We start from the raw sequence: 19,527 nt of genomic DNA, 5'->3' as shown, positions 1-19,527 counted from the left end.
CTCCTTCAACAGGGTCGACCTTCAATGAATATCTGCTGGAAACGCATCCGCCCAGCGCTGGCCGCTTTGGCATGCGTGGGCCTGTCTGGCTGCAACTGGGTACTACTGGACTCCAAGGGCGACGTGGGCATTGCCCAGCGCGACCTGATCATCATCTGCATCGCGCTGATGCTGATCGTGGTGATACCGGCCATTGTGCTGACCTTCGTCTTTGCCTGGCGCTACCGCTCCGGCAATACCAAGGCCAAGTACATGCCCGATTGGGCGCACTCCACCAAGGTGGAAATCGTGGTCTGGGGCGTGCCCCTGATCATCGTTGCCGTGCTTGCGGTGATCGTGTGGAAATCCACCCACGAGCTTGACCCTTACAAGCCGCTGGATATCCCCGGCGAGCCGCTGCACGTGGAAGTGATCGCCACCGACTGGAAGTGGGTATTCGTCTACCCGGACCTGGGCATCGCCACGGTCAACCAGCTCAACTTCCCGGCCAGGCAGCAGCTGGCCTTCGACATCACCTCCAACTCGACGATGAATACCTTCTTCATCCCACAGCTGGGCGGGCAGATCTATGCGATGGCCGGCATGCGCACGCAGCTGCACCTGGTGGCGAACGAGCAGGGCAAGTTCGACGGCATGTCGGGCAATTACAGCGGCCATGGCTTCTCCAACATGAAGTTCGTCGCCACCGCGATGAGCCAGCCGCAGTTTGATGACTGGGTTGCGCAGGTGCGGCAGTCGCCGGATCAACTGAGCTTCGACGAATTCAAGCGTCTGGCCGCACCCACCCGCAAGGAACCGGTGCGCCACTTCGCCAGCGTCGAGCCGCTGCTGTTCAAGAAGGTCATCGACCAGTTCATCGGTGTGGGTGAGAACACCGCGGCCACGCCCGGCCACAACGCAGAACCCAAGGCCTCCCAGGAGTAATGAGCATGTTCGGTAAGTTGACGTGGGACGCCGTGCCGTTGCACGACCCGATCGTCGTGGTGACATTGTTGGGCATGGTGCTGGGCGGCGTTGCGCTGCTCGGCGCGGTGACCTATTTCAAGCTGTGGGGCGTGCTGTGGCGCGACTGGTTCACCACGGTTGACCACAAGAAGATCGGCATCATGTACATCGTGGTGGCGCTGGTGATGCTGGTGCGCGGCTTTGCCGATGCACTGATGATGCGCGCACAGCTGGCTGCGGCCGGCCCGGGCAGCGATGGCTTCCTGCCACCGGAACACTACGACCAGATTTTCACCGCGCATGGCGTGATCATGATCTTCTTCGTGGCCACACCGTTCGTGGTGGGCCTGATGAACATCGTGGTGCCGCTGCAGATCGGCGCGCGCGACATGGCCTTCCCCTTCCTCAATGCTTTCAGCTTCTGGATTTTCGTAGTCGGCGCTGCGCTGATGATGATCTCGCTGGGCCTTGGCGAATTTGCGATGACCGGCTGGGTGGCGTATCCGCCGTTGTCCGGCATCGAGTTCAGTCCAGGCGTCGGTGTTGATTACTACATCTGGGCGTTGCAGGCCTCCGGTATCGGCACCCTGCTGACCGGCGTCAACCTCTTCATCACCATCCTGCGCATGCGTGCGCCGGGCATGACCTTGATGAAGATGCCGGTGTTCACCTGGACCGTGCTGGTCACCAGCGTGATCATCATCGCCGCGTTCCCGATCCTGACCGTCGCCCTCGGCGCGCTCACCCTGGACCGCTACCTGGACTTCAACTTCTACACCAATGACCTGGGTGGCAACCCGATGATGTACGTCAACCTGGTGTGGGCCTGGGGCCACCCGGAGGTGTACATCCTGGTATTGCCGGCGTTCGGCATCTTTTCCGAGATCACCGCCACGTTCTCGCGCAAGAAACTGTTCGGCTACAAGTCGATGGTGGGTGCAACGCTGGCGATCGGCATCCTGTCGTTCGTGGTGTGGCTGCACCACTTCTTCACCATGGGCTCCGGTGCCAGCGTCAATGCCTTCTTCGGCATCATGACGATGATCATCGCGATTCCGACCGGCGTGAAAATCTTCACCTGGTTGTTCACCATGTACGGCGGCCGCGTCGAGTTCAGCGTGCCGATGCTGTGGACCATCGCCTTCCTGGTCACCTTCACCATCGGCGGCATGACCGGCGTGCTGCTGGCCATCCCGGGCGCGGACTTCCTGCTGCACAACAGCCTGTTCCTGGTGGCCCACTTCCATAACACCATCATCGGTGGCGCGCTGTTCGGCTACCTGGCCGGCTTCGTCTACTGGTTCCCCAAGGTGTTCGGCTTCACCCTCAACGAGCGCCTGGGCAAGTGGTCGTTCGCCTGCTGGATCATCGGTTTCTACCTGGCCTTCATGCCGCTGTACATGCTCGGCTTCATGGGCATGACCCGGCGCATGAACCAGTATGACAACCCGGCGTGGACGCCCTACCTGATTGCCGCCTTCGTCGGCGCACTGTTCGTGCTCGCAGGCATCGTGCTGATGCTGGTGCAGATCTACGTCAGCATCCGCGACCGCAAGCAGAACCAGGACATCACCGGCGACCCGTGGAATGCGCGCACGCTTGAATGGCAGACGCCTTCGCCGCCGCCGTTCTACAACTTCGCCGTGGTGCCCAAGGCCGACACGCTGGACGCCTTCCACGAAGCCAAGAAGCAAGGCCTGCCCAAGCCGCCCAAGCACTACGCGCCGATCCACATGCCGCGTAACACCGGCGTGCCGCTGATCCTCAACATCTGGATCCTGGCGCTGTGCTTCGCCTTGATCTGGCACATCTGGTGGCTGGCCGGTGCGAGCTTCGTGGCGATGATCGTTACCTTGATCGTGCGCTCCTACGACGAGGACGTGGATTACTACGTCAGCGCCGAGGAAGTGGCCGCCATCGAGAACCAACACCAGAACAAGCTCAAGCAGCACAGGGTGATTGCATGAACATCATGTCCAATGTCGCCGTAGACAACGCACAGGCGGCCGAGCACAGCCATGACGACCATGGCCACGACCAGGGCAGCATGAAGGTCTTCGGCATGTGGGTTTACCTCATGTCCGACCTGGTGCTGTTCGGTTCGCTGTTCGCCTCCTACGCGGTGCTCAGCAACGCGTATGCGGGCGGCCCGACCGGTGCCGAGCTGTTCTCGCTGCCGTTCGTGCTGGTGGAGACCTTCCTGCTGCTGGTCTCCAGCATCACCTACGGCCAGGCCGTGCTGGCGATGCACCGCCAGGACAAGCGCGCGGGGCTGACCTGGCTGGGCGTGACCTTCGCACTCGGTGCCGGCTTCATCGGCATGGAAGTGTATGAGTTCAACCACCTCATCCACATTGGCGCCGGCCCCACCACCAGCGCCTACCTGTCCGCGTTCTTCGCACTGGTTGGCACGCACGGCCTGCACGTGGCCAGCGGCCTGATCTGGATGGCGGTGGTGATGCACCAGGTGAAGCGTCGCGGGCTCACCCCGACCAACGTCACCCGCATCTCCTGCCTGAGCCTGTTCTGGCACTTCCTGGACCTGGTCTGGATCTGCGTCTTCACCTTTGTCTATCTGATTGGAGTGTTCTGAACATGTCCGACAACGACACCTCCCGCGCCGGCAGCGGACATGGCTCCACCAAGTCCTACCTGATCGGCTTCGTGATCTGCGCCGTGCTCACCGTCATCCCCTTCATGCTGGTGATGAACCCGACGCTGTCGCGGCCACTGACGATGGCCCTGCTGGTCGGCTTTGCCGTCGTGCAGATCATCGTGCAGCTGGTGTACTTCCTGCACATGAACCGCTCCTCGGAGGGCGGCTGGAACCTGGCCAGTTTTGTTTTCACCCTGGTCATTCTTTTCATCGTGGTAGCGCTCTCCATCTGGATCATCTGGAGCATGCACTTCCACATGATGGTCAACTGACGCACGCCACGGGCCGGCACACACTGCCGGCCCGTCGCGTGCAGTTCGGCTGTCCGTCCTTCATCGACCATAGCCATGTCCCGCACCAACACCCCCGCCACCGGCCTCGCCGCACTGGCCCGCAAACTGCACCTGTCCACCATCGCGATAAGCGCCGCCACCTTGCTGCTGGTCGCCTGCGCCGCAAAGCCCAAGGTGGATTTCTACGGCAAGGACATCGCCTGCGAAGCGCTCGGCCAGCAATGGACAATGCCCGACAGCACAGGCGTAAGCCGCAGCCCGGCCGACCTCAACGGCAAAGTGACCTACCTGTTCTTCGGCTTCACCAGCTGCCCCGACGTCTGTCCCACCACCATGGTGGAGTTGAACCGCGTAAAGCACCTGATGGGCTCGGACGCCGACAAACTGCAGGTGATCTTCGTCACCGTGGACCCGGCCCGCGACACGCCTGCTGTTGCCGAGACTTATGTGAAAGCGTTTGACCCGACTGCGACCGCGCTGGTGGGTGACGATCAGCAGCTGGCAGCGATGGCAGCATCGTTCAAGGCGTTCTATGACCGCGAAGAAGGCAAACACACCGGCGCCTACTCGATGAGCCATACCGCAGGCGGCTATGTCTTCGACCGCGAAGGACGGCTGCGTTTGTTCGCGCCCTACGGCATGCCGGTGGAGCAGTTGTTCTCGGATGTACAGCGACTAACGCTGGAGCCAACAAGGCCGCACGCGACAACCTGTCAGACAACCGGATAGCCCCAACCCCGCATGACCAAAGCCCCTCTCCCTCCGGGAGAGGGGTTGGGGTGAGGGCAGATCGAAGGCAGCAATGCCTCACCTCCAGCACCTCAACCAAACTCAGCAGTAAGACCCAATCAACGTCACCGCTCAACACACCTACCACCAACCTCCCCACCCGCAACAAACGCCCCAACCGCCTCAACAAAACACCCAGGCGCAAAGTAAGACAGCAAATGCGCCCCACCCTCCACCGTGCTAAAGCTCACCTCCCCAGCCTTGCCCAGCACAGCCGCATGCTCCACCGCCCCCGCATACGCCGTATTCGGATCCAAAGTCCCATGCACAACCAAGGTCCTGGGTAACGCACCAGGCGACTTCCCAAACCAAGCATCCTTGGCATAAGCAGGCACAGGCGCCCCCACCAGAAACCCCGGGATCGCGCTGACAAACAAAGCCCCAGCAGCCTCCTGCTCCACCAGCTCGCGGGTAAGCCCCGGCCGCGCATTGTTCTCCGACGCCGAGATCAACATCACCAGCGGCAACGAAGGCTGGTTGTTACCGCCCTGCCCCATCCCGGCCATCGCCGTCTTCAACTCCGCCACCGTCGCCAGCAGCGCGGACGTATCGTCCACCGCCAGCCCATCAACGATGTCCGGAATACGCGCACGCAGCGCCGGGAAGTTCAGCAGCGAGCCCAGCAACCGGCGCAGATCTCCACCCGGCACCTCGTCCTTCCATGGCGCCGTCGGCGCAGCGACCAGCACACGCTGATAGACCGCCACCTTCTGCTCGCCCAGCACCGCACGCCCCACCGCATCAACCAGCGCCGTGCGCCGGCTCAGATCCCACTGCTCGGTGGTCTCCAGCGGCACCAGCCCATCCAGGATCAAACCGTCCAGCGGCATCGGCGCAACCTGCAGCGCACGCAAGGCCAACTGTGTGCCATACGACACCCCGTACAGATAGGTCGGCCCACTGCCGCGATAGCGCGACATCAGCAACGCAAGATCCTGCGCCGCCTCGGTCACCGAGAACGCCTGCGTGCGCGCCGCATCCGCATACATCGCGCCAATGCAGCCACCCCACTCGTCCCCAGCCAGTGCAACACCATCCGCGCTGTCCGCCGCCTCCTGCACCGGGCAGATACGCTCCGACCGGCCCACGCCACGGTGGTCCGGAATCACCAGGTCATAACCGGGAAACGCACGCCGGAAGGTCGCAACCACCGGATACAAGGACGCCCCGGACTCACCAGGCCCACCAGCCAACAACCAAACCTCCCCGCGCCGCTCCGCCGTCTCGGCAGGAAACCACCGCACGAACAGCTTCAGCGAACCATCGCCCGGCGACGCATGCCGCAGCGGAACATGGGTGGTGACACAAAGGCTGCCCTTCAGCGCAGGAGACGCATCCGCATCAGCGCAGGCCACCGGCGCCTCGAAAGCCAGCTCCGCGCGCGCGGGAAGCGCTGCAAACAGTGCAGCCGCAAGAACAACAGATCGGAACATCGACTTTCATCCCCTGATGAGCAGGCGACAGAATGCCAGTGAGTTGGGGTGTCGGGAATGTCCATCGGTAATGGGTGATTGGGGGCTAAGCCCGCCTAAGTGCTGTTTGGTGCCGCCGGGCTCTTACGGGCTTCGGAAACAATGGCGGATTGGACTTCCTTGATCGCACTGAAACTCCCGAGCTCGCTGCTCAATAAGGCCCAGGATTCCTTGGTTCAAGCGATAATCCACGCAAGAGATAGCCAATCGAATCAGCCGGAGAGCAACATGCGGTTTGTTTACCTACTTCTCTGCATCGCAGGCACCGCCCTGCCCCTCGCGCAGTTTGTGCCATGGCTATCCGCCAACGGCCTCAATGTGCCGCTGCTGCTGCAGCATGCGACGTCCAGCAACATTGCAGCATTCGCCTGGGCGGATGTACTGATCTCGGGGCTTGCGACCATTGCGCTTATCTGCGTCGAGGGACGCAAGCTAGAGATGCGTCGTTTGTGGATGCCGCTGTCCAGCATCGTGATTGGTCCGTCCTTGGCACTACCTCTGTTTCTTTATCTCAGGGAGCGGCATCTCGCAGAAAAGAAGGAAGAGGCCAGATAGTGTGCGATAGCCGGGGATCAGGGCTGCAACCACCAACTCAACTCATTGGACTGCTGGGTGAGAACGCAAGTAATTTCGAAAGCACGCGGCAGGCGTCGAGTTCCAAAGCAAGGCAGGAAGCACCCATAGCAGACATCGGTATGTCGGCTGGATGAGGTGGCTTCGCCAAACTTCTCTACTTTTGGATGGCAAAAAAATGGGAGGTGGTCACCTTGCCTTCTTCAAAATCAACTCGTATTGTTGGAAGAGAATGCAATTCGAGTTAAATCTGTTCGGAAAAATACACAGCTCATACCCGCTTTCCTCTAGACCATACATATGACTATTGATGACCACGTGCAGGCGTTCGAGACTCGGCGTCCGATGCAAGCTAGCTTCACTAAGAAGTTGGACTCTCTCGTTCGTGATTTGATGATTGCCGGTGGTCATGGCTTTCATATCATTGAATCTCGTACAAAGGATATCCAGAGTTTTCGCGACAAGGCGTCCCGCTCAACGAAATCATACATAAACCCCTTGGAAGAAATTACGGACCTATCAGGGGTCCGCATAATTTCTTATTATCAAGATGAAGCCGAGCTGGTAGGGAAATTGATCGAGTCAGAGTTCGTAATTGACGTTGATAACTCTGTTGTTCATAGGCCAGAAGGGGCCGAGTTCGGGTATCTATCGAGACACTACGTCGTCAAACTATCGCCCAATCGGGCCACCTTGCCGGAGTGGTTAGCCTTCGCTGGATTGAAAGCGGAAATACAAGTGCGCACGGTATTGCAACATGCATGGGCCGCCGTCTCGCATAAGCTGCAGTACAAGCGCGAGGAAGATGTCCCGGTTCAACTTCGTCGAAAGCTATTCAGATTGTCCGCATTGTTTGAACTTGCTGACGATGAATTCATTTCGCTGAGGGCCACCTCCGGTGAAATTGCAGACTCTATAAAAATGCAGCTCAGCTCAGGAAACACACATCTACAGATCGATTATTTCTCATTGGCTGAACTATTGCGATCTTCGAATGTGGTGGAGGCGATTGAGGTCGAGGCAAAAAAAATTGGGTATAGCTTTGATAGTCCTTTAAAGAGCTACTCTTCTGAAGAGGATGACTATTCCAACTCGGTTTCGGGGCTTGTCAGTCTTTGTTCATTGACAGGGGTTCAAACGATTCAGGCGCTTGCGTCAATATTCGATACTGCGCAACCTTGGATGAGTAAATATCTTAGAGCGCAATTATTAGCGGGAGGTAGAAATCATGGTTGGTACGTAACTACACCATTCATTTGCCAGCTGATACTAATCGGCGCAAAAATCGAGAATATTCGCGAGGAGGATCTATACGGTCTTCAGTGGAGTCAAGAGGTTGCGGACCGAGTAATTCAAGTTGCCCGAAACGAGCAACGTAGTCGGTAATATGGACCTGGAAGGTCTAGATTGTCATTGAACGACTGCTCCTGGCGGAAAGCGGACGTCAGCGGGGCAAGGGATTAGGAAGATTTATCGGGGTATGGAAGCGCGGCTTTTGGCTGTCAAGCTACGGGAGCGCACAATGCTCCAGCTCAATTTGACAGGCTAAAATAATGAGCTACGGCCAAACAGGGGACGTTATTCGTGCACATTTCAAGGTTACAACTCGTCAACTACCGGAATTTTGAATGCGCGAATGTAGTATTCAATAAGGGCGTTAACACGATCATCGGCGAGAATGGATCAGGTAAGACAAACCTGTTCCGGGCGTTGCGTCTTTTGCTAGACGATACGCTGCTGCGCGCGGCATATAGACTCGACGAGAAGGACTTCCACCGGGGCCTTGGCGACTGGCGCGGTCACTGGATAGTCATTAGCCTCGAATTCGATGAGGTATCCCAGGACGAGGCGATTCAATCCCTCTTTCTCCACGGGACCGGTAACATCGCCGACGGCGCGATCGGCAAGGCGACCTACAACCTTATTTTTCGCCCTAAGGTGGCAGTTCGGCGGACCCTGGCCGACCTTGCCGCTGGTGATGCCGTAGGACTCGCCGAGGCACGTTCGAAGGTCACCATTTCGGATTATGAAACGATCTTCACCGGCAAGAGCACCGCAGACTTCCTGGACCCCGAAACCTATAGGCAAATTGTTGGCGACTTCGATGCGGTAATATTTCCCCAAGAACTGACACACCCCTCTATCGGGGGCGTCATCCCGGGCATGCTCTCGATCTCGCGCGAAGTGTGTTTCACCTTCGTGCAAGCACTGCGCGATGTGGTCGCCGACTTCCAGAACAACCGCACAAATCCCCTCCTAACTCTGCTCAAGTGTCGAAGCGGTGAGATCGATCCGCGGAGCTTCGAGCCGATCACCGCGCTTGTCAAAGGCCTCAACGATGCAATCGAGGGCCTACCAGATGTAGTAACCATCCGCACCGATATTCGCGACACCATTACCGATGCGGCAGGCGAGACCTACTCCCCACGTTCACTTTCGATCCGCTCGGATCTGTCCGACGAGGCCGACCGCCTGTTCCAGTCGCTTAAGCTGTTTGTGGGCGAGAACGAAGAAGCATATGAGGGTGCTATTCATGAGTTGAGCTTGGGCGGTGCAAACCTCATCTACCTGACGCTGAAGCTGCTTGAGTTCAAATATCAGAAGCAGAAAGAGTCCTTCGCCAACTTCCTCGTGATCGAGGAGCCAGAGGCGCACATCCACACGCATATCCAGAAAACGCTGTTCGACCGACTGAACTTTGATGACACCCAGATCATCTATTCGACCCATTCGACCCACATATCCGAAGTGAACAACGTCGTGAACATCAACATCCTCGGCCGCCGGGACGGACGATGCGAGGTGTTTCAGCCGTCTACTGGACTTGACCCCGTCCAGATTGGAAATATCCAGCGCTACCTTGATGCGGTCCGCAGCAATCTCCTCTTCGCCAAGAGCGTGGTTCTAGTCGAGGGCGACGCCGAGGAGATCCTCATCCCAATCCTGGTTAAAAAAGTGTTCGGGCTCAGCCTGGACGAGCTGGGGATCAGCTTGATCAACATCCGCAGTACCGGCTTCGAGAACGTTGCGGTGCTTTTCCATAACGAGCGCATCCGCAAGCGCTGCGCGATCATCACCGACCTTGACCGCGCGTTTATCGATACGACCAAGGATATTCTAGACAGTGACGATGAGGCGGCCGCGAAGAAGAAAGCGCTAGGATCACAGATCGCTGGACTCCAGCGCGAAGCAGCACTCAAGGAGTTGTGTGACGGGAATCCCTGGCTGACGGCGCACTTCGCTGACCACACCTTCGAGGTTGATTTCGTCTCCGCCGGCAATGTCGATACTGTCGTTTCGGTGCTGGGCGACGTCTATAAAGATAGCGGCACCATCGCGACGTCTAAGATGGAGCTGGAATCGGGAGATATCACCCGTTTCGGAGCGCGCGTGCTGACGATGGCACGTTACGCCGGAAAGGGGTGGTTCGCCATCATCCTGGGGCGAATGATCACGCCAGAAACTTCCATTCCAGATTACATCCTCGACGCCATCTTCCAAGCGCATTTCCCGATATCCATCCAGACATGGGCGCGTGTGCTGGACTATCGGGTGTCGATCCATGCCGCTTCGCAACTACACTCACCAGGAGACATCGACGCGATGCGCGCGCAAATCAGACGCTACTATCGCGGCGAGATCGACTTTGCAGGTATCCGCGTCGAAATGCGACGGGCATTTCCGGCAGACGGCATCAACACCATTCTGGCGAGCTTCTAGAATGTTTGTCTGGGACAGGAAGGATCTGAACGACGCCCAAGTCGCAGCCATCGAGCATCCAGGCAGCGTATTCCTTGTTGCCTGCCCGGGGAGCGGTAAAACAAGGACACTTACCTACAAGATCGCTCGCCTGTTGTCGGAGCTTAAGTCGGACAAAAAGCGCGTCGTCGCAATCACCTACACGCACCGGGCTGCGGATGAGATTCACGAACGGATCGAACAGCTTGGCGTCGATACGAGACAGCTTTGGATTGGCACGATCCACTCCTTCTGTCTCGAATGGATATTAAAGCCTTACGCAATCTATCACTCGGAGCTCAAGCACGGTTTCCGGGTGATCAATGCCCATGACACCGAACGAATGCACGACGAGCTCTGCCGTTCGGTGCAGGACACTAAGCTCAGCAGCTTCGACTGCTCATATTATTTCACGCCGAACGGCCATGTCCTGACGTGCAATAAGAGCAACAAGCATGAAGCAATTGAGGGAGTGTTACAGGCATATTGGAAGGCGCTTCGCGCTGAGCGACAGGTCGATTTTGAACTGATCCTTTTCTATGCCTATCAACTCATCGAGAGTAATCCATCGATCAGTGTGCTGCTAGGTTCGATCTTCGAGTGCGTGCTCCTCGATGAGTTTCAGGATACGCGGGAAATCCAATATGCGATCCTCGCTTCGATCCTGAAAGCGTCTAAAGGCGACACATCCGCCTTCGTCGTGGGCGATCCTAATCAGGCAATCTATGGCTCGCTTGGCGGCTATGCAATCACGGCGTCTGCCTTTGGGACGCAGTGCGGCATCGCCTTCAAAGAAATGGAGCTATCAGACAATTACCGGTCGTCATCGCGTATTGTGAGCTACTTCGGCAATTACAACGTCTCGCCTTCGAAGATCGAGGCGGTCGGAAAAAACAAGGGCTACGCGAGCGTTGTGTCGTTCGATCACCAGACGCACCGCGATGCGCTAGAGGAAGAGCTTGTAAGACTCATCAAATTCAACGTCGAAACGCTCGGGATCGCCCAGCATGAGGTCTGCATCGTTGCGCCTTGGTGGGTTCATCTCGCGAGCATGACACGCCAGCTGGTCGCAGCGCTTCCGGCGTATTCATTCGATGGCCCGGGCATGGTGCCCTTCGCGCGCGACGTCGATAATTTCTGGTACAAGCTTGCTCGGATTATTCTGACGGAGGCGTCCCCACAGCTCTATGTACGCCGGATGCGATGGGCGGGAGAGGTAGTCGCCGACCTCAACGATGCGGGCGTCGCGGTTCCAGATTTGGACCGCAGGACATTGCTGCGCGCCTGCAACGCTATCACCATCACCATCACTGAGACCGATGGCTTGCTCTTCCTCGCGGCGTTCTTCGAGCAGCTATGTTTGACTTTCGGGATTGATCGCTATGCCTACGCGACACTTCAAGAGCATCACGACGCTTTCTTTGAATGCTCGCAGAGGCGCATCGATAAGCTCATCAAGGAAGGCGTCGAGGAGATTGCTGAATTGGCGATGTTCAGGAAAGTCTTTGCGGACCGGACTGGTGTCACCGTATCGACGATCCACGGGGTCAAGGGCGCCGAATATGACGCGGTGATCGCCTATGGCCTGCTAGAAGGGATGGTTCCCCACTTCAGCGATCCGAACCAGGCCGAGACAGCGAACAAGCTCATGTATGTGGTGTCGTCGCGGGCCAGAAAGAACCTACATCTGATCTCTGAACGGGGCCGCAGTCGAGGCTGGAGCGGAGACTATCAACCAACCGACGTACTCGCTGGATGTGCATTCCGGTACGACCAGTTTTCTTGACGGGAAAGAATCTAGTCACAAATGACCGCTCCTAGCCGCGAGGCGTCATACGACTCATAGCGATCACCTGCTGTCTAAGAACATATGGGCGATTCACAGCCCCAAGCTCGACGGTACCAAGAAGGCTCTGAGATTCCTGCAGAGGGCACGCGACACTGCCACGGAAGCAGCGGCAGCAGGACTTCTCGTCCAAAAAGAAAATTGGATCGAAATTAGATCTACAGACATCTCCAAGCAGCTCAACGACCTTAGGCAGCAGGCGATTGATGCCCTCAACGCAGAACTCCGCAGAAGAGACCTGGAAGAGCTGGATTTCTCGTTGAGGTCTTAGCGCACCTCGCATTGCCTCAGCTGCTTCTACGACTTGGAGTTCCTGGCAGTAGCGTTGGTGCAGGCTGGATGCGAATGGATAATGGAAATCAACGCCACTCCTTTCACAGCCTTGTCAGTCCCGCCCCATAGCCAGTCGCAGATGTTCTGCTTTCTTCCAACCCTGATTAAGCACTCAAATCGTTCTGGGTGTTGAGACAGCCCAACGTCCGCTTCTGGCCGAAAGCGATCGAATGAGTACAAGGAAGCTGCCGCCAAGAGCATCAAGAATAGAGCGAATTTTTGTTCTACTCACCACTACTAGATCACCGCCCACCAAACCGCCTCCGATACTCCCCCGGCGACAACCCCACAATCCGGCTGAACACCTTCCGGAACGAACCCGGGTCGCTGTAACCCACATCCCAGGCAATCCGCTCCAGCGGCACATTGCTGGTCTGTAGCATCTCGCGTGCACGGGCCACGCGTACGCGTTGGCAGTATTCGGTGGCGGTCATGCCGGTGGCTTTCTGGAAGCGGCGCAGGAAGGTGCGCTCTTCCAGCCCTGCGCGTTGTGCGAGTTCGGCGGATGCAACCTGTTTGGCATGGGTGTCGTGCAGCCATTGCTGCACGGCCAGCACCGCGGCGTCGCCGTGCGTCAGGCGTGGCGAGAAACTGCTGTAGTAGCGCTGTTGGCGGCCGGGTGGATCGATCAACAGCGTGCGTGCGACATCCAGCATCACGGCCGCGCCGAGGTAGCAGTCTACCAGCCGCAGGCCGAGGTCAGTCCAGGCCATGGCGCCGCCTGCGCTGAAGATGTCGCCGCCGTCTATGAGCATCTGGTCCACGTCCAGCGCCACGTCCGGAAAGCGTGCGGCGAGCAGTTCGGCGTATTGCCAGTTGGTGGTGATGGTGCGGCCGGCCAGGCGCCCGGTTTCGGCCAGCAGAAACGCGCCGGCGCAGACCGATGCGAGCGTGGTGCCGTCGTCGTGCAGTGCGCGCAGCCAGTCCAGGTAGGGCGCGGCGGCTTCGGGCGAAATCGGCGGCTGCATGCTGGGCGGCAGGATCATTACCTGCGGTGTGCCGGATGATTGCTGGCTTGAGCTGTAGACGGCCTTCGGCGCTTGGCCGGGCGCTTCGATGCGCCAATGCGTGACCTGCAGTTCTGGGGTGGCGGGGGCTGCGCGTTCACTGGCGAGTCTGCCGGCCAGGGCGAACAGGTCGGTCAGGCCGAGCACCGCCGCCAGCTGGGCGCCGGGATACAGCAGGATTCCCACTTGGATGTGACCGTCGGTGCGCATCTGTCGGTACCGCCCTCGAGAATGTCGGTAGCGCCTCTTCGTGGTGGCAGGCCGGTCGCGGAGACTTCTCCCACACCATTCAACCACCCATGAGGGAGCCATACATGAGCAAGCGCGCCATTATCGTCGTCGATCTTCAGAATGAATACCTTGCCACCGGCAAGCTGCCCTTGGTGGGCATTGATGCCGCCACCGCCAATGCGGTGCGCGTGATTGCCGATGCGCGGACCAAGGGCGTACCGGTACTGCATGTCCGCCATGAATCCGCCAGCAATGATGCGCCGATCTTCGTGCCGGGCTCGGACGGGGTGCGGATCATGGCCGCTGTCGCGCCTATCGGCGATGAGCCGGTGATCGTCAAAAACCACGTCAATTCGTTCCGCGATACCGATCTGAAGCAGCAGCTTGAGGCGCGCGGAATCGAGGACGTAGTGGTAGTTGGTGCGATGAGCCATATGTGCGTGGATGCGGTGGTGCGTGCGTCCGCCGATATGGGCTATGCGGTCACCGTGCTGCACGACGCCTGCGCTACCCGTGACCTGGAGTTCAACGGCGTTGTGGCGCCGGCTGCGCAGGTGCATGCAGCGATGATGGCGTCGTTTGAGTTCGGGTATGGGCGGGTGCTTGCTACGGATGCGTATCTGGCGGTGTGATCGCGCCGGTGGCTTTGGCGATGGCTTTCAACTGGGTGGGTCTGGTACAACGCGGCACGGCGTTGCGGAGCAACGCTGGCCCGAACTACTGGACTTACACAATGCGATTCAAACCATCTCACTTGGCTCCCCTTCTTCTGCTGGGCGTTGCTGCGCCGGCTTTTTCCCAGACGACCATCTGCAAAATCGAAGGTGATTCGATTGGCCCGGAGTTGATCTCCTGGGACACCAAGACGCAGCGGGCGCAAGTGAAGCTGCTGGGCGAGGACTTGCAGGGGAAGATGACCTGGAAGCGGAAGCATGATGATCTTGGTGACAAGGTCAACTTGAGCTTTACGCCTGCTGATCCGCTGTTTGGGGATGAGTATGAGTTTGTGGTGTTCCCTACCGAGAGTGGGCATCGGGTGATGGGGGTTGGGTACAAGTACTACAACGGGGTTAAGTATTTGAATATCAGCCAGGGGAACTATGTGGCTGTTTGTAGTTCGATGTAGTTCTGAAGCTGGTTGTTTGGTTTTGTGGGAGCTGCGTTAGCTGCGAAGCTTGGGATGCTTGATCTGCTGGATTGCTGCGAAGAGCACCCCTCCCCAGCCCTCCCCTGCGCTGCGCGCAAGGGAGGGGGTTGGGCTGGCTTCGCTTGTTTCTTCTGCTTGCTTGTTTGCGCTTGATTGCTGCGTTAGCACAGGATGATTACGGAATGGCTAAGGCTGTACGCGTTCCATCGAACGTGATGCATTGCTGCCAGCATTCGCATCCTCTCGGTTATGCTACGGCACCCATTCCGGCAAGGACGTACCGTGACCATTGGCGAATACACGCAGGTTTATCGTGGCAAGAAAGTCGTTGACTTCAAGATGGGTGGCTCGGCCGTAGCCGGCGATGTCGCTTACCGCTTGATGCAGGAATACGACAGCGACGAGAGCCAGGAGGAACTGCTGGCCAACTTCTTCGAGCAGGTTGATCCGAAGTCGATTGAAGTGCTGGTCATCGGTGCATGGGATGAGGCTTCCAGTGACGGCCCGCAGGGCCTGATCGATGGGCTGATTGCGCGCCGTGCCGAGCTGGGCAACCTGAAGGCGCTTTTCGTGGGCGACATGACCTACGAAGACTGCGAGATGTCGTGGATCAACCAGATCTCCTACAACCCGCTGCTGGAAGCCTTCCCGGGCCTGGAATCACTGCGCATCCGTGGCACCTCCGAACTTGAACTGCAGCCCTTCACGCATGCGTCGCTGCAGGAGCTGGCGATCGAGAGCGGTGGCCTGCCGAACGAGATCGTCATTGCCATCGCCAACTCCACGCTGCCGGCCCTGCGCCATCTTGAGCTGTGGCTTGGCGATGACGGTTATGGCTTCGATGGCGATGTGGCGGTCTACCAGCGCCTGCTGCTGGCGATCGGGCCGGAGCGCCTGCAGTACCTGGGCCTGCGCAACGCCATGATCAGCGACGAACTGGCGGTGTGGCTGGCCGGCGAACCGTGGCTGGGCACGCTGCAGACGCTGGACCTGTCGCTGGGCACCATCGGCGACGTCGGCGCGCAGGCGCTGTGCGAGAGCCCGAACCTGGGCAGCCTGCAGCGCATCGACCTGAGCCATCACTACATTTCCGCAGCCTGGCAGCAGAAGCTGCAGGCGCTGCCGTGCACGGTGGTGCTGGACGATCCGGAAGAAGAAGACGACGGCGACCGCTACGTGGCGGTGTCTGAGTAAGGCGAAGATGGCCAATTGGCTGTTGATCGGCCCGCGCGGCAGCCGCCGTATCGGGTGGTTGCAGCGTGCCCTGCACGATCAGGGCGCGCCTGCCGCGCATGTGCTCGATTACGAAACCCTGCTCGCCGAGCCTGCGCGCCTGCTTGAGGCACTCGCGCAGGCTCCCGGCGCCATCGTCAAGCTGGAGTCACCCGGCGAAGCGCCGGCGCTGCATCAGGCCTTGGTGCTGCGTGGCTGGGAGTTGTCCGGCGCTGCTGGTGATGCGCCCTTGCCTGCCGCGCATGGCGAGCTGGTGCATCAGCAGTTCTGGTATGCCGGCTTTGCCGATGTGCTGGCGTCGCTTCCGGCGGGGCCGCGCTACCTCAATGCACCGGCCGATCTTGCCTGCATGTCAGACAAGCTCCGCTGCCAGCACCTGCTGGCCGACGCAGGTGTGGCGGTGCCGCCCTTGTTCGGGGAGATCAGCGGCTACGAGGATCTATGCGTGCGGCTGCGCGATGCGGCCTGTGAGCGTGTCTTCATCAAGGCTCGCTACGGTTCGTCCGGTGCTGGCGTGCTGGCTTACGCGCGCAACCGCGATGGCCGCGAGGTCGCCTATGGCTCTGCGGAGCTGGTGGGACAGGACGGCCGCTGGCGGGTGTTCAATTCGTTGCGGCAACGTCGTTACGACCAGCACCGCGATATCGCACGATTGGTGGACTTGCTGGCCGAGCAAGGTGCCTACATCGAACGCTGGATTCCCAAGCCCACCGTGCCGGGCAGCGATGGCCGCCGCTATGACGTGCGCGTGGTCGCGCTCGATGGCCAGCCGCGGCAGCGGGTGGCGCGGATGAGCGCGGGCGCGCTGACCAACCTGCACCTGGGCAATGCGCGCACGCAGCTGGAAGCACTGCTGGATGCCGATGCCATCCGCCATCTACAAGCTGCCACGGTGAAGGCCGCGGCTGCATTCCCCGCCAGCCGCATGATCGGCTTCGACCTGATCGTGCGCGGCACGCGTAGCTGGGTGCTGGAAGCCAATGGCTTCGGCGACCTGCTGCTGGACCTGCGCCATGACGGGCGCACCACCTACGAAGATCAGGCGCTGTTGGCGCCTGCGCGTTCTGCCATCAACGAGTACGCCCATGCTTGAGACCCGCTTGCCCGACATGCACCGCATCGTCGGCAGCCATGACGTGGTGATGATCACCCTGGACGCCCTGCGTTTCGATGCGGCCCAGCGCTGCTTCGAACGCGGCGAGCTGCCAGTGCTTGCGCCGCACCTGCCGGCCGATGGTTGGGAGCTGCGGCATACGCCGGGCAGCTTCACCTACGCGGCGCACTCGGCGTTCTTTGCCGGCTTCCTGCCCACGCCTGCGCGGCCGGGGCCGCATCCACGCCTGTTCGCGCTGGAGTTTGAAGGCAGCGAGACCATCGTGCCGGAGACCTTTGTGTTCTCCGGCCGTGCCGATATCGTCGGCGGCTTCCGTGACCAGGGCTACCGCAGCATCTGCATTGGTGGCGTTGGCTTTTTCAACCGTCGCAATGCGCTTGGCTCGCAACTGCCGGGTCTGTTCGAGGAAAGCCACTGGCAGCCCGAGCTCGGCGTGACCGCGATCGACTCCACCGAGCGCCAGGTAGCACTGGCCTGCGAGCGCCTGCAGGCAGCGGGCGACCAGCGCTGCTTCCTCTTCATCAATGTCTCGGCCATCCACCAGCCCAACCGGCATTACCTGCCCGGCTGCGACGCGGATGGACTGGACAGCCACTGTGCCGCGCTGCGCTACGTCGATGGCGAGTTGACGGCATTGTTCGCGGCTTTGCGCGCGCGTGGGCCGTCCTTCGTGATCCTCTGTTCCGACCATGGCACCGCTTACGGCGAGGATGGCTTCCACGGCCATCGCCTCGCCCACGAGACGGTGATGAACGTCCCCTATGCGCACTTTGTGTTGAGCCCATGACCGCCCATCGTTTGTCAGAGCTGTTGCGGCTCGAGCCCTATCAGGCCTATTCCTACTCCTACCCGCACAAGTCAGCGTACCGGCCGATCACCCAGCCGCCGCTGCTTGCCGATGCCTGGGCGAGTGAACCGCGTGATGCGTTGTTCCTGTACCTGCATGTGCCGTTCTGCAGCTACCGTTGCGGCTTCTGCAATCTGTTCGCAATGGCGCGGCCGGCACCGGCGCAGGTGGAGGCCTATCTGGCGCAGATGGAAAAGCAGTTGCGGGTGACGGCCGACGCCTTGGGCGAGCACCGCTTCGTGCGCTTCGCGCTGGGCGGCGGTACGCCTACCTATCTGGACGCGTCGCAACTGCGGCGGCTGTTCGACTTCGTGCAACGCCACGCCAACATCGACCTGCATTCGATTCCTGCGGGCATCGAGGTATCGCCGGAAACCGTGGACGCGGCGAAGATGAAAATCTGCCGCGACGCCGGCATCGACCGCGTCAGCATGGGCATCCAGAGCTTCAGCGATGCGGAAGTGCGCTCGCTGGTGCGGCCGCAGCAACGCGCGGTGGTCGAAGAAGCCATCGCGCAGATACGCGCGGCGGGCATTCCAACGCTCAACCTGGACCTGATCTACGGCATTGCCGGGCAGACTGTGGCCAGCTTCCTGACCTCGATCGACAGCGCCCTCGCCTTCCAGCCGGAAGAGCTCTACCTCTACCCGCTGTACGTGCGGCCGCAGACTGGGCTGGACCGTATCGGTGCGAAGGAAGGCGGCAAGCGCTCCTTCGTCATTCATCCCGAGTCGGTGGACAACCGCCTGGCGCTGTATGAAGCCGGTCGCGAACGCCTGCTTGCCGCGGGCTATGAGCAGGTATCGATGCGCATGTTCCGCGCGGCGAACGCGCCGGACTCCGGCGGGCCGGCCTACTGCTGCCAGAGCGATGGCATGGTCGGCATCGGCTGCGGCGCCCGCTCGTATACCAGCGGCCTGCACTACTCCAGCGAGTACGGCGTCAGCCGCCGCTCGGTGGCGGACATTCTTGCGCACTACCTGGAGCGCGATGAGACCTCCTTCGCCCGCATCGACTACGGCGTACGACTGGATGAGGACGAGCGCCGTCGGCGCTTCGTGATCCAGTCACTGCTGGCGCAGCCGGGCCTGGATCTTGCGCAGTACCGTGAGCGCTTCGGTACGGAGTGCTTCGACGATCTGCCGCAGCTGGACGAGTTGTTCGAGCAAGGCCTGGCGACGCGCGAGGATGCACTGGTGGCGTTGAATGACACCGGTCTTTCCCGCGCCGACACCATCGGCCCGTGGCTCATCTCAACCGGCGTGGCCGAGCGCATGCGCGACTATCAATTGGATTGAGCCGC

At 59.9% G+C, this 19,527-nt stretch carries 17 protein-coding genes; 15 read left to right on the top strand and 2 right to left on the bottom strand.

The window, feature by feature from the left end:
- Nucleotides 1-24: 24 nt before the first annotated feature.
- From cyoA to ACVOLL_RS07865, 5 genes are all read left to right on the top strand, one after another.
- Nucleotides 25-924, top strand: a complete 900-nt coding sequence (cyoA, locus tag ACVOLL_RS07885) for a ubiquinol oxidase subunit II (protein WP_481512391.1) — start codon at nt 25-27, stop codon at nt 922-924.
- A gap of 5 nt (nt 925-929) precedes the next feature.
- Nucleotides 930-2,912 carry a cytochrome o ubiquinol oxidase subunit I gene (cyoB, locus tag ACVOLL_RS07880; protein ID WP_481512390.1) on the top strand — a complete coding sequence of 661 codons (1,983 nt, stop codon included), beginning with the start codon at nt 930-932 and terminating at the stop codon, nt 2,910-2,912.
- Complete coding sequence (cyoC, locus tag ACVOLL_RS07875; protein ID WP_481512389.1) at nt 2,909-3,538, top strand: cytochrome o ubiquinol oxidase subunit III; 630 nt, start codon at nt 2,909-2,911, stop codon at nt 3,536-3,538. Before cyoB ends, cyoC begins: the two co-directional genes overlap by 4 nt.
- Before the next feature lie 2 nt (nt 3,539-3,540).
- Entirely contained in the window at nt 3,541-3,873 is a 333-nt protein-coding gene (cyoD, locus tag ACVOLL_RS07870) for a cytochrome o ubiquinol oxidase subunit IV (protein WP_057627619.1), read from the top strand.
- A gap of 75 nt (nt 3,874-3,948) precedes the next feature.
- On the top strand, nt 3,949-4,623 hold the full coding sequence (locus tag ACVOLL_RS07865; RefSeq protein ID WP_481512388.1) for an SCO family protein: 675 nt from the start codon (nt 3,949-3,951) through the stop codon (nt 4,621-4,623).
- Between the two features lie 125 nt (nt 4,624-4,748).
- On the opposite strand, the gene ACVOLL_RS07860 is transcribed toward ACVOLL_RS07865, so the two are convergent.
- Nucleotides 4,749-6,116 (bottom strand): alpha/beta hydrolase, encoded by a 1,368-nt coding sequence (locus tag ACVOLL_RS07860; protein WP_481512387.1) that lies wholly within the window; start codon nt 6,114-6,116, stop codon nt 4,749-4,751.
- Between the two features lie 159 nt (nt 6,117-6,275).
- Here ACVOLL_RS07860 and ACVOLL_RS07855 point away from each other — a divergent pair, with 159 nt between their 5' ends.
- The 4 genes from ACVOLL_RS07855 (at nt 6,276) to ACVOLL_RS07840 (ending at nt 12,252) form a co-directional block, all read left to right on the top strand.
- Nucleotides 6,276-6,710: a DUF2834 domain-containing protein gene (locus ACVOLL_RS07855; RefSeq protein ID WP_481512386.1), complete on the top strand. Its 435-nt coding sequence runs from the start codon at nt 6,276-6,278 to the stop codon at nt 6,708-6,710.
- A 318-nt stretch (nt 6,711-7,028) separates the two neighbouring features.
- Entirely contained in the window at nt 7,029-8,114 is a 1,086-nt protein-coding gene (locus ACVOLL_RS07850; RefSeq protein WP_481512385.1) for a GTP pyrophosphokinase, read from the top strand.
- Nucleotides 8,115-8,312: 198 nt separating this feature from the next.
- The gene (locus ACVOLL_RS07845; protein WP_481512384.1) at nt 8,313-10,448 is read left to right on the top strand and encodes an ATP-dependent nuclease; all 2,136 of its coding nucleotides are present in this window, start codon (nt 8,313-8,315) and stop codon (nt 10,446-10,448) included.
- A 1-nt stretch (nt 10,449) separates the two neighbouring features.
- The gene (locus ACVOLL_RS07840) at nt 10,450-12,252 is read left to right on the top strand and encodes a UvrD-helicase domain-containing protein (protein ID WP_481512383.1); all 1,803 of its coding nucleotides are present in this window, start codon (nt 10,450-10,452) and stop codon (nt 12,250-12,252) included.
- A 635-nt stretch (nt 12,253-12,887) separates the two neighbouring features.
- Here ACVOLL_RS07840 and ACVOLL_RS07835 read toward each other — a convergent pair.
- Nucleotides 12,888-13,862 (bottom strand): GlxA family transcriptional regulator, encoded by a 975-nt coding sequence (locus tag ACVOLL_RS07835; protein ID WP_481512382.1) that lies wholly within the window; start codon nt 13,860-13,862, stop codon nt 12,888-12,890.
- A gap of 104 nt (nt 13,863-13,966) precedes the next feature.
- Here ACVOLL_RS07835 and ACVOLL_RS07830 point away from each other — a divergent pair, with 104 nt between their 5' ends.
- The 6 genes from ACVOLL_RS07830 (at nt 13,967) to ACVOLL_RS07805 (ending at nt 19,522) form a co-directional block, all read left to right on the top strand.
- Nucleotides 13,967-14,515: a cysteine hydrolase family protein gene (locus ACVOLL_RS07830; protein WP_481512381.1), complete on the top strand. Its 549-nt coding sequence runs from the start codon at nt 13,967-13,969 to the stop codon at nt 14,513-14,515.
- 20 nt (nt 14,516-14,535) lie between these two features.
- Nucleotides 14,536-15,009, top strand: coding sequence for a hypothetical protein (locus ACVOLL_RS07825; RefSeq protein WP_481512380.1), 474 nt, complete (start codon nt 14,536-14,538; stop codon nt 15,007-15,009).
- A gap of 303 nt (nt 15,010-15,312) precedes the next feature.
- Nucleotides 15,313-16,224, top strand: coding sequence for an STM4015 family protein (locus ACVOLL_RS07820; protein ID WP_481512379.1), 912 nt, complete (start codon nt 15,313-15,315; stop codon nt 16,222-16,224).
- A 22-nt stretch (nt 16,225-16,246) separates the two neighbouring features.
- A complete protein-coding gene (locus tag ACVOLL_RS07815) occupies nt 16,247-17,356 on the top strand; it encodes an STM4014 family protein (RefSeq protein WP_481512440.1) in 1,110 nt (369 codons plus the stop codon).
- The gene (locus ACVOLL_RS07810; protein ID WP_481512378.1) at nt 17,349-18,164 is read left to right on the top strand and encodes an STM4013/SEN3800 family hydrolase; all 816 of its coding nucleotides are present in this window, start codon (nt 17,349-17,351) and stop codon (nt 18,162-18,164) included. Before ACVOLL_RS07815 ends, ACVOLL_RS07810 begins: the two co-directional genes overlap by 8 nt.
- Nucleotides 18,161-19,522: an STM4012 family radical SAM protein gene (locus tag ACVOLL_RS07805; protein WP_481512377.1), complete on the top strand. Its 1,362-nt coding sequence runs from the start codon at nt 18,161-18,163 to the stop codon at nt 19,520-19,522. The genes ACVOLL_RS07810 and ACVOLL_RS07805 overlap by 4 nt, the downstream gene beginning before the upstream one ends.
- Nucleotides 19,523-19,527 lie beyond the last annotated feature (5 nt).

The sequence above is a fragment of the Stenotrophomonas sp. STEN035 genome, assembly GCF_056759935.1.
The sequence above is the reverse complement of the archived record's forward strand: the minus strand, read 5'-3'. Positions and strand labels throughout refer to the sequence as shown.

What these genes read in the sequence shown, in the direction of transcription:
- cyoB (WP_481512390.1), top strand. Translation starts at nt 930, where the DNA reads ATGTTCGGTAAGTTGACGTGGGACGCCGTGCCGTTGCACGACCCGATC.
- ACVOLL_RS07860 (WP_481512387.1), bottom strand. Translation starts at nt 6,116, where the DNA reads ATGTTCCGATCTGTTGTTCTTGCGGCTGCACTGTTTGCAGCGCTTCCC.
- ACVOLL_RS07865 (WP_481512388.1), top strand. Translation starts at nt 3,949, where the DNA reads ATGTCCCGCACCAACACCCCCGCCACCGGCCTCGCCGCACTGGCCCGC.
- ACVOLL_RS07805 (WP_481512377.1), top strand. Translation starts at nt 18,161, where the DNA reads ATGACCGCCCATCGTTTGTCAGAGCTGTTGCGGCTCGAGCCCTATCAG.
- cyoC (WP_481512389.1), top strand. Translation starts at nt 2,909, where the DNA reads ATGAACATCATGTCCAATGTCGCCGTAGACAACGCACAGGCGGCCGAG.
- cyoD (WP_057627619.1), top strand. Translation starts at nt 3,541, where the DNA reads ATGTCCGACAACGACACCTCCCGCGCCGGCAGCGGACATGGCTCCACC.
- cyoA (WP_481512391.1), top strand. Translation starts at nt 25, where the DNA reads ATGAATATCTGCTGGAAACGCATCCGCCCAGCGCTGGCCGCTTTGGCA.
- ACVOLL_RS07825 (WP_481512380.1), top strand. Translation starts at nt 14,536, where the DNA reads ATGGCTTTCAACTGGGTGGGTCTGGTACAACGCGGCACGGCGTTGCGG.
- ACVOLL_RS07840 (WP_481512383.1), top strand. Translation starts at nt 10,450, where the DNA reads ATGTTTGTCTGGGACAGGAAGGATCTGAACGACGCCCAAGTCGCAGCC.
- ACVOLL_RS07850 (WP_481512385.1), top strand. Translation starts at nt 7,029, where the DNA reads ATGACTATTGATGACCACGTGCAGGCGTTCGAGACTCGGCGTCCGATG.
- ACVOLL_RS07835 (WP_481512382.1), bottom strand. Translation starts at nt 13,862, where the DNA reads ATGCGCACCGACGGTCACATCCAAGTGGGAATCCTGCTGTATCCCGGC.
- ACVOLL_RS07810 (WP_481512378.1), top strand. Translation starts at nt 17,349, where the DNA reads ATGCTTGAGACCCGCTTGCCCGACATGCACCGCATCGTCGGCAGCCAT.
- ACVOLL_RS07830 (WP_481512381.1), top strand. Translation starts at nt 13,967, where the DNA reads ATGAGCAAGCGCGCCATTATCGTCGTCGATCTTCAGAATGAATACCTT.